Raw genomic sequence first — 13,852 nt, forward strand, 5'->3', positions numbered from 1 at the left:
CAAATGTGCCAGCTTTTGGGGTGAGCGATGGGGCTAATCGATCATCTGCGGTGGCATTACGACGCCACAGCAGGAAAGGCCCGGCAACTGGAAGAAGGGGAAAACACATATGGACCATTTGATGCAGGTGGGGCAAACGATCGCTATCGGTCTGGCAGTGCTGCTCGTAGTTGCGGTGCTGGTTTGGGCATCGGGCATCATCCGCTACATACCTAACGACCGGGTCGGGGTGGTGGAGAAGCTGTGGAGCCTGAGCGGCTCGGTACAGTCGGGGCTGCTTGCGCTGGCAGGCGAAGCCGGCTTCCAGCCGGAACTGCTGCGGGGTGGTTTCCACTTCTTCGCGCCGTTCCAGTACCGCGTGCATATCCACCCGATGGTCTCGGTAACGCAGGGCAAGATCGGGTACGTGTTTGCCCGCGACGGCCGCGATCTGCCCGCCGGCCAGACACTCGCTGACAATGCCAACGTCGACGATTTCCGGGATGTTCGGGCATTTCTGGAAAAGGGAGGCGAGAAGGGACCCCAGCGCAAGGTACTGCGCGAGGGCACACACATTCTCAACCCCGCGCTCTTCGTGGTGATGACGGAGGAAGCAACGTATTCCCTGTCGCTCAACTCCCAGGAAAAGGCGTATTACGAGACGATGCGCGCACTTCTGGATGAGCGTGGCGGATTCTCGCCTGTCGTCATCAAGGGCGCGGAAGGCGAGCACGACTCCGACCTGCTGGCGATCGTAACGGTCCAGGACGGACCCGCACTGCCGAAGGATGAGCTGCTCGCGCCCGATGTCGGCGACGTCCATAACTCGTATCAGGAGCCGGAGAAGTTCCTTGCTGCTGGTGGCCGCCGCGGCCGGCAGGAGCGTGTCCTCGTCGAAGGCACCTGGTACATCAACCGCCTCTTCGCGACGGTCGAATTCATCCGCAAGACGGTGATCCCGGTCGGCTATGTGGGCGTGGTGGTTTCGTACACCGGGCGTCGCGGTGACGACCTGTCCGGCAGCGACTACAGCCACGGCGAACTGGTCGAGAACGGTTGCCGGGGCGTCTGGCGTGATCCGCTGATGCCGGGCAAGTACGCTTTCAACACCTATGCCGGCAAGATCGAACTCGTACCTACCACCAACTTCGTACTGATGTGGAAGTCGGGTGAGAGCGGATCGAGCTTCGATTCGAACCTGCGCGAAATCACGCTGATCACGAAGGATGCGTTCGAGCCACTGCTGCCGCTCTCAGTCGTGGTGCACATCGACTACCGGAAAGCGCCCATGGTCGTGCAGCGCTTCGGCAACATTGAGCAGCTCGTCGAGCAGACGCTCGACCCGATGGTGTCGTCGTACTTCAAGAACGTGTCGCAGACCAAGACGTTCATCGAGCTGATCCAGTCGCGCAGCGAACTGCAGGTCAATGCATCGAACGACATGCGCGAACGCTTCCAGGCGTATTCGCTCGAGTTCGAGGAAGTGCTGATCGGCACGCCCAGGGCGCAGGTCGGTGACGTACAGATCGAGAACATCATGGCGCAGCTGCGCGACCGGCAGATCGCGCGCGAGCAGGTGGAGACGTTTGCCCAGAAGCAGATCGCAGCGGACAAGCAGCGCGAGCTGAACGAGGCAGAGCAGCGGGCGGCAAAGCAGAAGGAACTGACGGGCTCGCTGGTCGACATCAGCATCAAGGAGAACCAGGGTTCCGCGAGCGTGAAGGCAGCCGAGAAGCGTCGGCAGGAAATCGAGGCGCTGGCGCAGGCAGAGAAGTTCCGGCAGGAAATGGAAGGCTCGGGGCGTGCGTCGGCGATCCGCTCGGTGGGTGAGGCGGAGGCATCCGCCATCAAGGCGAAGTCCGAAGCGCTTCAGGGAGAGGGCGCCGACAAGCAGCTGATGCAGACCGTCATGCTGCGGCTGGCCGAGGCGTTCGAAACCGCGAAGGTGCCGCTGGTTCCACAGATCCAGCTTGGCGGTGGTAGCGACGGGAATGCGTTCTCCACCCTGATGTCGCTCATGGGTTCGCTCAAGGCACTTGAGCTTTCGCAGTCACAGGGGCGCCCCGGGGCAGTCGCTGGCGAGCCGAAGCCCTGACACGGCGGTACCGGTCGCCCGTGGGGTTGATCTCCCGGGGCATTGAACGCGGCCGGGCCGGCAGAACCCTATGCTGCGGCGTGACCTGATGTGACTGACTGCAAGAGAAACAGGAAAACGAAATGAGTGATGGCGTATTGAACGTTCGGCTACGGCGATTTCTGTTGCCGCTCCTTCTGCCTGTGCCGGTTCTTGTCAGCGCGTGCGCCGGTGGCGCTTATAGCAATGAGCCGGTGGTTGTTGGCACGGCGTAGCTGACCGCTTCGCTCATGACAGGGGTACGTGGTTCGACGACATCACCTCGTGCCCCGGTCGCGCCATTCCCTCTGCGAGCGAAAGACTACGGTCAAGCCATGGCTTGAGGAATTGCCGGAGTCGGGGCGTACGGGTATTGCCGAACAACTGTGCCGGCGATCCCGTTTCGATAATCTGGCCGGCCTCCATGAACACCACCTTGTTCGATATCTTGGCTGCAAAGCTCATTTCGTGAGTGACCATCACCATCGTGAGGCCCTCCTGCGCGAGCATGCGGATGACACTCAGCACCTCTTCAACCAGTTCCGGGTCGAGTGCCGATGTTGGTTCGTCGAGCAGCATGACCTCCGGTTCGATTGCAAGTGCCCGCGCAATGCCGACGCGCTGCTGTTGACCGCCGCTCAGTTGTGCGGGGTACGCCTGGGCCTTGCGGGCGAGTCCGACATGATCGAGTGCGGCCTTCGCCTTCTGCTCGGCCTCGGCTTTTCTGCATTTGCGCGAAAGCACGAGCGGCGCCGCCACGTTGGCCAGCACGGTCATGTGCGGCCACAGATTGAATTGCTGAAACACCATGGCGATGGGCCGGCGTACCTCGGCGATGTTCGCGTCGGTATCGCGCACACGCCCGTTGCCGTTCGATGCACGGTAGCCGAGCAACCTGCCCTTCACTCGCACTTCGCCTTCTTCATACGTCTCCAGAAAGTTCATGCAGCGCAATGCCGTCGTCTTGCCGGAGCCGGAGGGGCCGATCAGCGAGACGATTTCGCCGCGCATCACATCGAGATCGAAGCCTTTCAGGACGCGCAGTTCGCCGTATGACTTGCCGACGCGGCGAAGCTGGAGAATGGGGGAATCGCTCACGACATTTTCCTTAGGAGTGGAGTCAGTGCGGCCATGCGTCTAGCCAGCAGCGCGACAGATTGGGTCAGCAGCCAGTAGCACGAAATCAGCATCGCGTATGGGCCGATATACGTATACGTCGACGAGACCAGGTCACTCGCTGTCATCGTCAATTCGGGTACCGTAATGATGGACGCGACGGAGCTTTCCTTGATCACGAGAATGACCATGTTGGTCAGCAGCGGTACGGCAAACGCAATGGCCTGCGGGCACTCGATCGCGCGAAACGACGCCCAGCGCCCGATGCCGAACGCTCTCACTGCTTCCATCTGTCCGCGCGGAATGCTCGCCCACGATGTGCGGAATATCTCCGCGAAGTACGCCGCCGAGTACATGGCAAGCGAGACGACGGTTGCCTGTACCGCCGTCATGGTCAGACCGAGCGCTGGCAAGCCGAAGTAGACGATCACCAGTTGCGACAGGTACGGCATCCCGCGTACGAGCCAGACATACAGGCGGTACGGTGTGGCCACGACCTGAGGAAAGCGCAGGCGCAGCACATTGAGCGCAAAGCCGCCCATCATGCCCATGAACGCTGCGAGCAGGCTGACTTCCAGCGTCACGAGCATGCCCGCGGCGAAGCGCGGCAAGAGGGAAAACAAGGTGTTCATCTGAATTTGCCGTCCTTCGTGTCAGGCGCGCCGGCTGATGCGTCGCTCGTAGCGGTGCCCCGCAAGCGAGAGAAGCGTCGTGATGGCGAGGTACATCAGCGCGCCAAGCGTGTAGGTTTCAAGCGGCCGGTAAGTGGCGGAAGCGAGTTGCTGGCTGACGCGCATCAGGTCGGTAACAGAGATCACGGAGATCACGGCCGACGCCTTCACGATATCGATCATCTCCGAGACGAGCGCGGGCAAGGTGGCGGCCACGACCTGTGGAACCTCGACGTGCCACAACGTCTGCCACCGCGTGAGACCGAACGCGCCGGCTGCCTCGCGTTGACCCTTCGGGATCGAATGGAAGCCGGCGCTCAGAATCTGCGACTGGTAGGCCGCGGTGTTGAGCGAGAGTCCGATCACTGCGGCGACGGGGCTCGGCAAACCGAGCCCGAGCGCGGCGGGCACGTAGTAGAACACCAGCAGTTGCGCGAGCATGGGCGTGCCCCTGAACACGCTCACGTACACGCGCGCGGCCGCAGCCAGCCAGCGGTTCCGGCTCGCCAGCATCGTGTAGACGAAGACGCCGGCGAAAAAGCCGCACAGAACGGCAATGGCCGATAACGCCAGGGTCGTGAGCGCGCCATCGAGCAGAGGAGGCAGGTAGTCCAGGCTGCGGGTGAGGAAGGTTGGCTCGTTCATGTCGTCTCAACGCTCGTGGTAGGGCGGGACCGTCGCTGGCGCCGCTTCGTTACATGGCGGGTGCGGTCAATGCCTGGGCCGGCACGTCCATGGTCGTACCGAACCACTTCAGCTGGAGCTGTTTCATCGTGCCGTCGCGGTTGGCGCGCGCGATGCCGTCGCTGAACAGCTTGACCAGCGCGGCGCTGTCAGCGTCCTTGCGGGCCACCCAGGCGAAGTACGTTTTCGGACCAATTGTTTCCGGCATGATGGCGAAAACCCCGGGGCGCGATTTCATGAGCGGGCCAAGGTTGGCAAGCGACTGCGCAACGGCATCGAGACGTCCCACGGCCAGGTCGGCGTAGGCCTCGTCGAAGGCGACGTATTGCCTGATTTCCTTGAGTCCGGAACCGCCCGCGGCCTTCAGCTTCTGGTCGAGCGCGATGGCTGCCTGCAACTGTGCGGTGCCTGCCTGGGTGCCGACGATCTTGCCGTTCAGGTCCTCGGGCTTCTTGATGGACGGCTCATTGGAGCGCAGCAGTACGCCGGTCGTTGCGTCGGCCACGGGGAACGTGAACGCAAAGTGCTCGAGGCGCTCCTTGTTGATGGTGACGGCGGTCACGACGATATCGAAGCGCTTCGCGTCGAGGCCAGGCAGAAGCCCCTGAAAAGGCAGATCGAGCTGATCCACCTTGACGCCCTGCAGCGGCTTCAACACGTACTGCATCAGGTCCGCGTCGTAGCCCACGATCTTGCCGTTCTCGATGTACTCGAACGGCGCATAACGCGCTTCGGTGCCGATGGTGATCTGGCCGTTGGTTCTGATACGGGACAGCAGATCGTTGCTCTCGGACCAGCTGGGTGTCGATACGAGGACGGCACACGCGCCGGCCAACGACAGGAGGAGGGTACGGAAGGATCTCAGCATGATATTTCCATCGGCGCAGGCGCCTCGAAGGGATAACGATAGGCAGGCTGCGATACGGGCAGCCTCTCAATTCAGGAAACAGGCGTCGGGCGATTCCGGTCGGGTTGTGTTGCCACCTCCCTCACGATCGAATTGCCGTGACCTCAATGTAGGAGGGGCCTGTTGGTGCATCAATGCTGGTCAAAAAAACCCAACTTGCGGGGATTGGAAAGCATGCAGCGGGGTGCCGAGGCCGCCTGCCACGCGACCGGAATCACGACACGAAGTGAACGCGAAGTGAAACTGCGCAGAAGAGGGAAGTGGTCGACGCACCCGCGCCGCGGGCGATGGTCAAGCCGCTCGCGGATTACTCGGCCGAGCGTGGAAAGCTGTCGAGCATCATCTGTGTGGTCGCGTCGAGGGCTTTGCCCTGACGCGTGACGATGCTGAAAAGAGAGCGGTAGGTGAAGGCAGACGGCACGAGCGCAAACAGCCGCCCTTCGTCTTCCCAGCGCCTCGCGAAGTGCGTTGGAAGGTACCCGATGTACGTCCCCGTCAGCAGCATGGTGAGCGTCGCTTCCATCGAGAACGCCGTGGCAGCGCGATTCAGATTGACGTGATGCGGCTTGTGGCTTTCGGCCAGGTACCCGCGCTCGACATACGGGGCGGCCTCGATGGTTTCCATCAGGTTTACGCCGGTTGCAGTCGACAGCGGATGGTCGCGGCCGCAATAGAGTCCCTGCTCTTCGGAAAAGAGCGGCGTGTAGACGAGCCCTGAAAGATGGTGGTGAAACGCGCCTACCGCGAGGTTCAGCTTCTCGTCCAGCACCGCCTTTTCAAGGTCGCCCGGGGGCATCACATGGACGGTGAGATGCGTGCTGGCGGAGCGTTCCCTGAAGCGTTGCAGCGCCGTGACGGTAGGCGTGCCGGGGAAGGAGAGCAGACCGTCGACAAAGCCGATTTCAAGCCGCGTTTTGGGCTGACCGCTCAAAGCGCCGATGGCGTCCAGAAAACGGCTTACGTCTGAGAAAAGCGCGCGTGCGGCCTCGTAGACCGCAAGCCCTTCTTCGGTCACCTGGAACCCCTGGCGCCCACGGTGACATAGCGTCGTGCCGAGCCGTACTTCGAGATCGCGCACAGTGATGCTCAGGCGCGGCAGGCCCATATTCAGGACCGTCTGTGCAGAAGTGAACCCGCCGGCTTCAACTATCGTGCAAAAGATCCGAAGCGACTTCAGATCCACGTCTGACAGGTTTCCAAGCATGGTCTAGCTCGCCGGGTTTCTTCGGAGCGGTGGCCGCAAAGGTACCTCAGGAAACGCACCTCAATCTGTGACGACAGTACGTCGTTCGCCGGCGATTGTACGATACTGGGCCTGAGCTTCCGCTATCACGCAAAGCAGTTCGAACATCATGGTTGCGCCCACGAGTGCCGTACCGCCGGTGGGATCGAACGGGGGCGACACTTCCACAACGTCGGCGCCGATCAGGTGCAGGCCGCGCAACCCGCGGATCATCTGCTGCGCTTCTCGTGTCGTGATGCCGCCAATTTCCGGTGTGCCGGTACCCGGGGCGAAGGAAGGGTCGAGTGCGTCGACATCGAAGCTGACGTAGGCGGGTCCGGTACCTGCGACGCGCCGTGCTTCGGCAATCGTCCCGGCAACGCCCAGCGCGGTGAATTCTTCCATTTCGATGATGCGCACGCCCGCATCTCTTGCGAAGTCGAGGTCGTCCGCGGAGTACACCGAGCCGCGAATGCCGATCTGAACCGTGCGCTTCGGGTCCAGAAGCCCCTCTTCGATTGCGCGGCGAAACGGCGTGCCGTGCGTATACGGGTTGTGGCCGAAATAGGTGTCGTTAGTGTCGGAATGGGCGTCGAAGTGAATCATCCCGATGGGCCGGTGCTTCGCAATGGCGCGAAAGATGGGCAGCGTCACCAGATGATCGCCGCCTGCCGAAATCGGAATGGCGCCCGCACGATGAACGGCGCTGTAGAAATGCTCGATCTGCCGCAGCGAATCGAGAAGGTCGATGGGATTGACCGGGGCATCGCCGACATCGCCCACTCTCAGCAGATCGTACGGCGCGATCCTGCTGACGTGATGGACCTTGCGCATGAGGCTCGACATGTTGCGAATTTCGCGCGGCCCGTGCCGTGCTCCGGCCCGGTTAGTGGTGCCGCCGTCCCAGGGGACGCCAATCAGCGCGATATCGACGTCCGCGAAGTTCGATACGGCAGGAAGGCGCATGAACGTGGAAAGACCCGCAAATCGAGGAATAAGTCCGGCGTCGACGGGTTGCGGCAGGCTGCTGGTCATGTGTGGTCCTTCGACAGACTGGTGAGAACGGCCTTCACGGTAGCACCTGGCGCCCGCGCTGAAATTCCCCAAACACGCAAGTCAACTTTCGCGAAACCAGAACTTCTCTGCCTGACTCACCGGATTGCTTTTCGGTTGCGCGAAGTCGACTTCCTTCATGCGACATTGAACCGGCATCCTTGCCTGAATACATTGAAGCCACGCCTGTGGCATTCGGAATGCAGCCGGCTACCTATTTCAGGAGGGATTTCTCGATGAGCACAACGATCAGCGACGCCACTCTGTCGAACTTCTGGATGCCGTTCACGGCGAACCGGCAGTTCAAGCGCGCGCCGCGCATGTTCAGGTCCGCGAAGGGCATGTACTACATAACGGACGATAACCGTCGCGTGCTGGATGCAACGGCTGGCCTGTGGTGCGTCAACGCAGGTCACGGTCGTCCGGAAATCATCGAGGCCGTCGCCGCTCAGCTCAGAACCATGGACTACGCGCCGACGTTCCAGATGGGGCACGAGCTTGCGTTCGAAGCAGCGGCCCGAATTGCGGATTTCATGCCGGAGACCCTCGACCGGATCTTCTTCACGAACTCCGGCTCGGAGTCGGTCGACACGGCGTTGAAGATGGCGCTCGGCTTCCGTGCGATCAACGAAGATGCCGATGGAGATTTCCGCCTCGATCCGCTGGGCCCACTCGCGGGCCAGCTGCCTGGTATCGAACGTCCGATAGATAGGTTTGTGTCCGCGCTTGCGGACTTCGGCGCGCCAGTAGGCGCCGCGCTGGCTGATGTATGCCATCCAGAGACTCCAGGCGAAAGGTTCGGGTCGCTTGGTCTGGATTCTCCGTTCCGGCAAATTTCCGGCAAAGGGTACGTTTTAGACATCGCCGGCCCATCTTTGGGCGAAAAAAAAGCACTGACGCTTTCGCGTAAGTGCTTGATTTTCCTTCGGTACACACCCGATAGGGTAGGTGGTAGGCCGTACTGGATTCGAACCAGTGACCAACGGATTAAAAGTCCGCTGCTCTACCAGCTGAGCTAACGACCCGAAAGAAGCGGGATTGTACCGGCGCCCCCCAGGCCTGTCAATCCGCCGCGCCGTCGGGAACGTTGCGCGAGGTGCCCGTCGTCGTACGTAAAACACGTGCGGCAGAAGCGAATACGAAAAAGCCCGGAACACCTCGTGTTCCGGGCTCTTCGTCGAGAGGCGCGCGTAGCGTTGTGATGCGGTGCGCGTTGCTTTGCTTGGCAGCGGGGCTGCCTTGTTATTTGATTTGCGAAAGCCTGCTTTGTGCCGACTGCGCGACGCTGGAACTGCCGTATTGCGCGAGGATCTGTTCGAGCGTCTTGCGGGCCGCTGCTTTCTGGCCCTGCTCGAGCTGATTGTTCGCGATGGCGAGCAGCGCTTCTGGCGCACGCGGACTCTGCGGGTAGTTCTTCACGACGCCGTCCCACGTGGACGTCGATCCCTTGTAGTCCTTGAGCGCGTAGAGCGCATTGCCGAGCCAGTACTGCGCGCTTGGCTGATAGGGGCTTTGCGGGTACTTCGCGATGAAACTGCGGAACGATGCTGCCGCGTTCTTGAAGTCGCCGTTGCGGAACTGCTGCGAGGCGGCGTTGAACGCATCCGTTTCGCCGGGCTGCACGATTCCCTGCACGCCATCGACGGTCTGCTGCTGCGGCTCGAACTTCTTGAGCCGCCCATCGAGGTCCGTGTAGTAGTCCTTCTGCTGCTTCTGCAGGATGGACAACTGATTCGCCAGGTCTTCGTTCTGCCCACGCAACGTCGCCACCTGCTGGTTGAGCTGGTCGAGACGGTTGGACTGGTCGAGGATCGTGCGTTGTGCCGCGGACAGCTGGCTGGTCAGGTTATCGGTCTTGGTGCGCAGGTCGAGAATGGCCTGACGCGCTTCGTTGTCGTCGAAGAGGCCAGCATGCGCCGGTGCCGCCGCAAAGGCGGCGCCGGCGACGGAGGCAGCTGCGGCGAACCGCAGCCAGGAGATACGGTGTGACATACGCCCCTTCATCCCATGCGTTCGTTACTGTTGGTACACGAGGTCGGCACGACGGTTCTGCGACCACGATGCTTCGTCATGACCGAGCGCAACCGGCTTCTCCTTGCCGAGGCTCACAGCTTCCATCTGCGAGTCGGGTACGCCGAGCAGCGACAGCGAGCGACGCACGGCTTCGGCACGCTTCTGGCCGAGCGCGAGGTTGTACTCGCTCGTGCCGCGTTCGTCGGTGTTGCCCTGGATCAGAACGTGACGCTGCGGGTGCGTCTTCAGGTATTGCGCGTGCTGTTGCAGCAGCGGCTGGTACTCGTCCTTCACCGAATAGCTGTCGAAGTCGAAGTAGACGCTGCGCTTGGCGAGCGGGCTGTTCGGATTGTTCAGCTCATCCACCGTCACCGGTGCGACCGCGTTCGGGTTCGGCTGCGTGCCCGACACCGCACCCTGGTTCGCGTTGGGATTGACGGGGGGCGTGGACTTACAGGCGGCCAGTGCACCAATCATCAGTACGGCCAAACCCAAGCGGAACTTTTTCGACATCATTATTGCTCTCCTAAGTGTCATTGCATGAAAGGACCCCAGGACGGCTCGCGTACGCTGCCGCCCGGAACGGACAACACCTGGCGAACACGACCGTCGGTCGAGACTGCCGCCAGCACGCCACGGCCGTTCACCTGTGTGGCGTAAAGAATGTACTGACCGTTCGCCGCAAAGCTCGGCGATTCGTCGTGCACTGTGTCGGTCAGGCCTGTGGCCGTACCGGAATCGAGGTCCTGAACATACAGCTTGAATGCGCCGCCCACGCGTGAGATGTACGCGAGCTGTTTGCCGTCGGGGCTGACGCGAGGGCTGGTGTTGTAGTTGCCGGTGAAGGTTACGCGCTGTGCCGCGCCAGCGCTTTCACCCTGAGCCGGCATGCGGTAGATCTGCGGCTGGCCGCCGCGATCGCTCGTGAAATAGATCCACTTGCCGTCAGGCGAGAAGGTGGGTTCGGTGTCGATCGCGCTGCTTTGCGTGAGGCGGCGCAGGCCGGTGCCGTCGGCGTTGACGGCGAAGATCTGCGTGTTGCCGGTGCGCGAAAGGGCGACCGCGAGCGTGCGGCCGTCCGGCGACCATGCGGGCGCGCTGTTGTTGCCCTTCTGGTCGGACACGATGACGCGGCGGCCCGTGGGCAGGTCATGGATATAAACGATCGGCTTCTTCTTTTCGAAGGAGACGTATGCGACCTTGGTACCGTCCGGCGACCATGCCGGCGAGATGATGGGTTCCGGGCTGGAGAGCGCGATGTGCGCGTCCTGACCGTCGGAATCGGAAATCTGCAACTGATAGCGGCCGCCTGTCCTGATGACGTACGACAGCCGTGTGGCGAACACGCCCCGCGTGCCGAGCAGTTTGTCGTAGATGTAGTCGGCCACCTTGTGGGCGCTCATTCTGAGGCCGCTTTCGGGGCTGACGAGAACGAGGCCACCCAGGCTTTGCTGCTTGACCGTGTCGTACAGCCGGAAGCGCACTTCGTACTGGCCGTTCGGCAGGCGGTTCACGCTGCCGGACACGAAAGCGTCTGCGCCCTTTGCCTTCCAGGCGCCTAGATCGACCGAGTCGGTTTCCGAGACAGGCGTGCTGCCCGCGTCGATGTTGCTGAATTTGCCGCTGCGTTGCAGATCTTGCCGGATGATCGTGCTCACCTGCTGCGGCGCGCTCGCCTCATTGGCGAAGTTCGCCGTGGCGATCGGAAACTGCGTGGAGCCGACGCCCGTCACGAGGACATTGAGCTGCGCGTGAGCGGCGCCGCAGGCGGCAATGAGGCACGACGCGAAAAGGGTCCGCAGGCCAGGCTTCGTCATCAAACTCATGCTGTGTCGCTTCCCGAAAAGTCAATTCTCAACACTTTGTAACAGCAAAGAGACCGGCTGTAGCCAGAATCGTTCCCGCTTGTTGCCGTGCCGCAGGGCCGCAGGGCCATCAGCCGGCCGGTCGCAGGGTAATCGTAAAGCTTGGCGGCGTCTTGCCGTTCGTATCGAGCGGCATCGGGTCCGAGCGCTGGACGGCCCGCAACGCGGCGTCGTCCCACTGCGCGTTCCCGCTGCTGCGCGTAATGGTCGCAGAGAGCAGCGTGCCCGTCGGCGCGCAGCGTACCGCGACCACAGTTTCGAGGCCCTGCGTTTCACCCGACCACACGACATTCGGACGCACACGCCGCTGCACCTTCTCGGCGTAGCCGGGCGACGCCGCAGTCCCGCCTGCGCCGCTGCCGGTGCCGCTTTTCGCGAGACCGTTGCCGCTTGCGCTGTCGCCGCCGCCCGCCATGCCCTGCATTTGCGCAATGCGCGCGCGTCGTTCCTGATCGAGCTTCTTCGCCTGCGCTTCAGCCTGGGCCTTCGCCTGAGCCGCCTTTGCTGCGGCGGCCTGTTTCTGCGCCTCAGCTTGCGCCTGCTTTTGCTGTTCGATCTTCTGCTGCTCGAGTTGCTGCTGCTTTTTCTGTTCCGCGAGCTGCTGTTGCTTGAGCTTCTCGGCGGCCTGTTGTGCCTGCTGTTCCTGCTGCTGCTTGAGCTTTGCGGCCTTCTGCGCGGCCAGTTGCGCCGCCTGTTCAGCTGCGAGCTGCTGCTGGCGCCGTGCTTCGGCCTCTTGCTGTTGCTGTAGTTTCAGGCGCTGCTGTTCAGCAAGCTGCGCCGCACGCGCCGCCTCTTCCTGCTTGCGTTTCTTTTCCTGCAACGCGATGTCGGCTTCTTCGTCGCGTACCGGCGGGGCCGGCGCGGCGGGAGCCGGAGGCGGCGGCGCGGGTTGCGGCGTCGAGAGGTTCGGAACCTCGGTCCAAAGCTCCGCCTCGGCGCCGGCGGGCGTGCTGTTTTGCCAGTGGATGCCGTGGTACAGGAAGAACCCCAGCAACACATGCATCAGCAAAGCGAGCAGGAACGCTCGACCCGTGCCGCGTTCGCGCGGGGGCCGGAGCGGATAGCTTGAAGTCCTGCGGATCATTGCGATTTGACGAGCAGTCCGACGCGTTTGACGCCGCGAGCCTTGAGGTCGGACATCACATTCATGACGGCTTCGTACTTGACGGTCTTGTCGGCGGCGATCACGACCGGCTGATCGGGATGCGACTGTTCGCGATCCACGATGAAGCTGTTCAGATCGGCGCGGGCCATGTTTTCCTGCTGCGTGGCGCCGCTGTCGTCCTTGTAGCGCACGCTCATGTTGCCGTCCGCGCGGATGTTGACGACCACGGGCGGCGTTTGCTGCTGCGGCGCGGCGCCGCCGACGGTGGGCAGGTTCACGATGGAGGGCGCGACGAGCGGCGCGGTCACCATGAAGATCACGAGCAGCACCAGCATCACGTCGATGTACGGCACGACGTTGATGTCGGACATCGCGCGGCGCTGGCGGCCGCCACGCATGCTGGAACGAACGGGGGTTGAACCGGCCATCGTGGACTCCTGATGCTTAGTGCGCCTGGCGCTGCAAAATGTTCGAGAACTCTTCGATGAAGGTCTCGAAACGGATTGCCAGCCGGTCGATGTCGTGCGCGTAGCGGTTGTAGGCCACCACAGCCGGAATGGCCGCGAAGAGGCCGATGGCGGTTGCCGTGAGGGCCTCCGCAATGCCCGGCGCGACGTTCGCGAGCGTGGCCTGCTGCACGTTGGCGAGACCGCGGAACGCGTTCATGATCCCCCACACCGTGCCGAAGAGACCGATGTACGGGCTTACCGAACCCACCGAAGCGAGGAACGCGAGATTGGCTTCGAGCGCGTCCATTTCGCGCTGGAACGCTGCGCGCATCGCGCGGCGAGCGCCGTCGAGAATTGCACCCGGATCGTTGAGCCGCTTCTCTTTGCCTTTCAGAAACTCGCGCATGCCGGACTCGAAAATGCGTTCGAGCGCCCCGATGGTGTGGCGGTTGTTCGCGGCGCTTTGATAGAGCGCCTGCAGGTCGCCGCCCGACCAGAAATCACGTTCGAAGCGTTCGGTCTGCGCGCGGGCGCGGCGAATCGCGAACCACTTGCGGAAGATGAACGTCCACGACATCAGCGACAGCAACAGGAGCAGCCCCATCACTGCTTGTGCCAGCAGGCTCGCATTGAGAACGAGAGAAATGATCGAGAGATCTTGTGTAGTGTTCATAG

The 13,852-nt window shown here is 62.4% G+C and carries 13 protein-coding genes, 1 tRNA gene and 1 pseudogene; 2 read left to right on the forward strand and 13 right to left on the reverse strand.

Annotation, left to right across the window (positions count from 1 at the left end; translation table 11 throughout):
• The first annotated feature begins 109 nt into the window (after positions 1-109).
• Positions 110-2,074 (forward strand): SPFH domain-containing protein, encoded by a 1,965-nt coding sequence (locus tag PKKP23_RS10405; RefSeq protein WP_126876813.1) that lies wholly within the window; start codon positions 110-112, stop codon positions 2,072-2,074.
• A 267-nt stretch (positions 2,075-2,341) separates the two neighbouring features.
• On the opposite strand, the gene PKKP23_RS10410 is transcribed toward PKKP23_RS10405, so the two are convergent.
• The 6 genes from PKKP23_RS10410 to speB form a co-directional block, all read right to left on the reverse strand.
• The gene (locus PKKP23_RS10410; protein ID WP_126876814.1) at positions 2,342-3,190 is read right to left on the reverse strand and encodes an amino acid ABC transporter ATP-binding protein; all 849 of its coding nucleotides are present in this window, start codon (positions 3,188-3,190) and stop codon (positions 2,342-2,344) included.
• A complete protein-coding gene (locus tag PKKP23_RS10415) occupies positions 3,187-3,840 on the reverse strand; it encodes an amino acid ABC transporter permease (RefSeq protein WP_126876815.1) in 654 nt (217 codons plus the stop codon). Before PKKP23_RS10415 ends, PKKP23_RS10410 begins: the two co-directional genes overlap by 4 nt.
• Before the next feature lie 21 nt (positions 3,841-3,861).
• Positions 3,862-4,524 (reverse strand): amino acid ABC transporter permease, encoded by a 663-nt coding sequence (locus PKKP23_RS10420; RefSeq protein WP_126876816.1) that lies wholly within the window; start codon positions 4,522-4,524, stop codon positions 3,862-3,864.
• Between the two features lie 49 nt (positions 4,525-4,573).
• Positions 4,574-5,431, reverse strand: coding sequence for a transporter substrate-binding domain-containing protein (locus tag PKKP23_RS10425; protein ID WP_126876817.1), 858 nt, complete (start codon positions 5,429-5,431; stop codon positions 4,574-4,576).
• A 346-nt stretch (positions 5,432-5,777) separates the two neighbouring features.
• Entirely contained in the window at positions 5,778-6,674 is an 897-nt protein-coding gene (locus tag PKKP23_RS10430) for a LysR family transcriptional regulator (RefSeq protein ID WP_126876818.1), read from the reverse strand.
• Positions 6,675-6,734: 60 nt separating this feature from the next.
• Positions 6,735-7,727 carry an agmatinase gene (speB, locus tag PKKP23_RS10435; protein WP_126876819.1) on the reverse strand — a complete coding sequence of 331 codons (993 nt, stop codon included), beginning with the start codon at positions 7,725-7,727 and terminating at the stop codon, positions 6,735-6,737.
• A 359-nt stretch (positions 7,728-8,086) separates the two neighbouring features.
• Between speB and PKKP23_RS34985 the strand changes: the two are divergent.
• Positions 8,087-8,305, forward strand: a pseudogene (locus PKKP23_RS34985) (aminotransferase class III-fold pyridoxal phosphate-dependent enzyme); the annotation flags it as partial.
• A 389-nt stretch (positions 8,306-8,694) separates the two neighbouring features.
• Here PKKP23_RS34985 and PKKP23_RS10450 read toward each other — a convergent pair.
• The 7 genes from PKKP23_RS10450 to tolQ all read right to left on the reverse strand — a co-directional run bounded on the left by PKKP23_RS10450 (position 8,695) and on the right by tolQ (position 13,850).
• Positions 8,695-8,770 (reverse strand) — tRNA-Lys (locus tag PKKP23_RS10450).
• A gap of 217 nt (positions 8,771-8,987) precedes the next feature.
• On the reverse strand, positions 8,988-9,737 hold the full coding sequence (ybgF, locus tag PKKP23_RS10455) for a tol-pal system protein YbgF (RefSeq protein WP_026121051.1): 750 nt from the start codon (positions 9,735-9,737) through the stop codon (positions 8,988-8,990).
• Between the two features lie 24 nt (positions 9,738-9,761).
• Positions 9,762-10,274, reverse strand: a complete 513-nt coding sequence (pal, locus tag PKKP23_RS10460; RefSeq protein ID WP_017772893.1) for a peptidoglycan-associated lipoprotein Pal — start codon at positions 10,272-10,274, stop codon at positions 9,762-9,764.
• A 17-nt stretch (positions 10,275-10,291) separates the two neighbouring features.
• Positions 10,292-11,584, reverse strand: a complete 1,293-nt coding sequence (gene tolB, locus PKKP23_RS10465) for a Tol-Pal system beta propeller repeat protein TolB (RefSeq protein ID WP_026121052.1) — start codon at positions 11,582-11,584, stop codon at positions 10,292-10,294.
• Positions 11,585-11,693: 109 nt separating this feature from the next.
• Complete coding sequence (tolA, locus tag PKKP23_RS10470) at positions 11,694-12,707, reverse strand: cell envelope integrity protein TolA (protein ID WP_126876820.1); 1,014 nt, start codon at positions 12,705-12,707, stop codon at positions 11,694-11,696.
• Entirely contained in the window at positions 12,704-13,156 is a 453-nt protein-coding gene (tolR, locus tag PKKP23_RS10475) for a protein TolR (protein WP_017772896.1), read from the reverse strand. The genes tolA and tolR overlap by 4 nt, the downstream gene beginning before the upstream one ends.
• A 16-nt stretch (positions 13,157-13,172) precedes the next feature.
• On the reverse strand, positions 13,173-13,850 hold the full coding sequence (tolQ, locus tag PKKP23_RS10480) for a protein TolQ (protein ID WP_017772897.1): 678 nt from the start codon (positions 13,848-13,850) through the stop codon (positions 13,173-13,175).
• Between the last annotated feature and the right edge of the window lie 2 nt (positions 13,851-13,852).

Origin of the sequence: Paraburkholderia kururiensis JCM 10599 = LMG 19447, from assembly GCF_003986935.1 — a bacterium.
GTDB lineage: Bacteria > Pseudomonadota > Gammaproteobacteria > Burkholderiales > Burkholderiaceae > Paraburkholderia > Paraburkholderia kururiensis.

What these genes read in the sequence shown, in the direction of transcription:
- tolA (WP_126876820.1), bottom strand. Translation starts at nt 12,707, where the DNA reads ATGATCCGCAGGACTTCAAGCTATCCGCTCCGGCCCCCGCGCGAACGC.
- tolR (WP_017772896.1), bottom strand. Translation starts at nt 13,156, where the DNA reads ATGGCCGGTTCAACCCCCGTTCGTTCCAGCATGCGTGGCGGCCGCCAG.
- tolQ (WP_017772897.1), bottom strand. Translation starts at nt 13,850, where the DNA reads ATGAACACTACACAAGATCTCTCGATCATTTCTCTCGTTCTCAATGCG.
- pal (WP_017772893.1), bottom strand. Translation starts at nt 10,274, where the DNA reads ATGATGTCGAAAAAGTTCCGCTTGGGTTTGGCCGTACTGATGATTGGT.
- PKKP23_RS10425 (WP_126876817.1), bottom strand. Translation starts at nt 5,431, where the DNA reads ATGCTGAGATCCTTCCGTACCCTCCTCCTGTCGTTGGCCGGCGCGTGT.
- PKKP23_RS10430 (WP_126876818.1), bottom strand. Translation starts at nt 6,674, where the DNA reads ATGCTTGGAAACCTGTCAGACGTGGATCTGAAGTCGCTTCGGATCTTT.
- speB (WP_126876819.1), bottom strand. Translation starts at nt 7,727, where the DNA reads ATGACCAGCAGCCTGCCGCAACCCGTCGACGCCGGACTTATTCCTCGA.
- PKKP23_RS10420 (WP_126876816.1), bottom strand. Translation starts at nt 4,524, where the DNA reads ATGAACGAGCCAACCTTCCTCACCCGCAGCCTGGACTACCTGCCTCCT.
- PKKP23_RS10405 (WP_126876813.1), top strand. Translation starts at nt 110, where the DNA reads ATGGACCATTTGATGCAGGTGGGGCAAACGATCGCTATCGGTCTGGCA.
- ybgF (WP_026121051.1), bottom strand. Translation starts at nt 9,737, where the DNA reads ATGTCACACCGTATCTCCTGGCTGCGGTTCGCCGCAGCTGCCTCCGTC.
- tolB (WP_026121052.1), bottom strand. Translation starts at nt 11,584, where the DNA reads ATGAGTTTGATGACGAAGCCTGGCCTGCGGACCCTTTTCGCGTCGTGC.
- PKKP23_RS10415 (WP_126876815.1), bottom strand. Translation starts at nt 3,840, where the DNA reads ATGAACACCTTGTTTTCCCTCTTGCCGCGCTTCGCCGCGGGCATGCTC.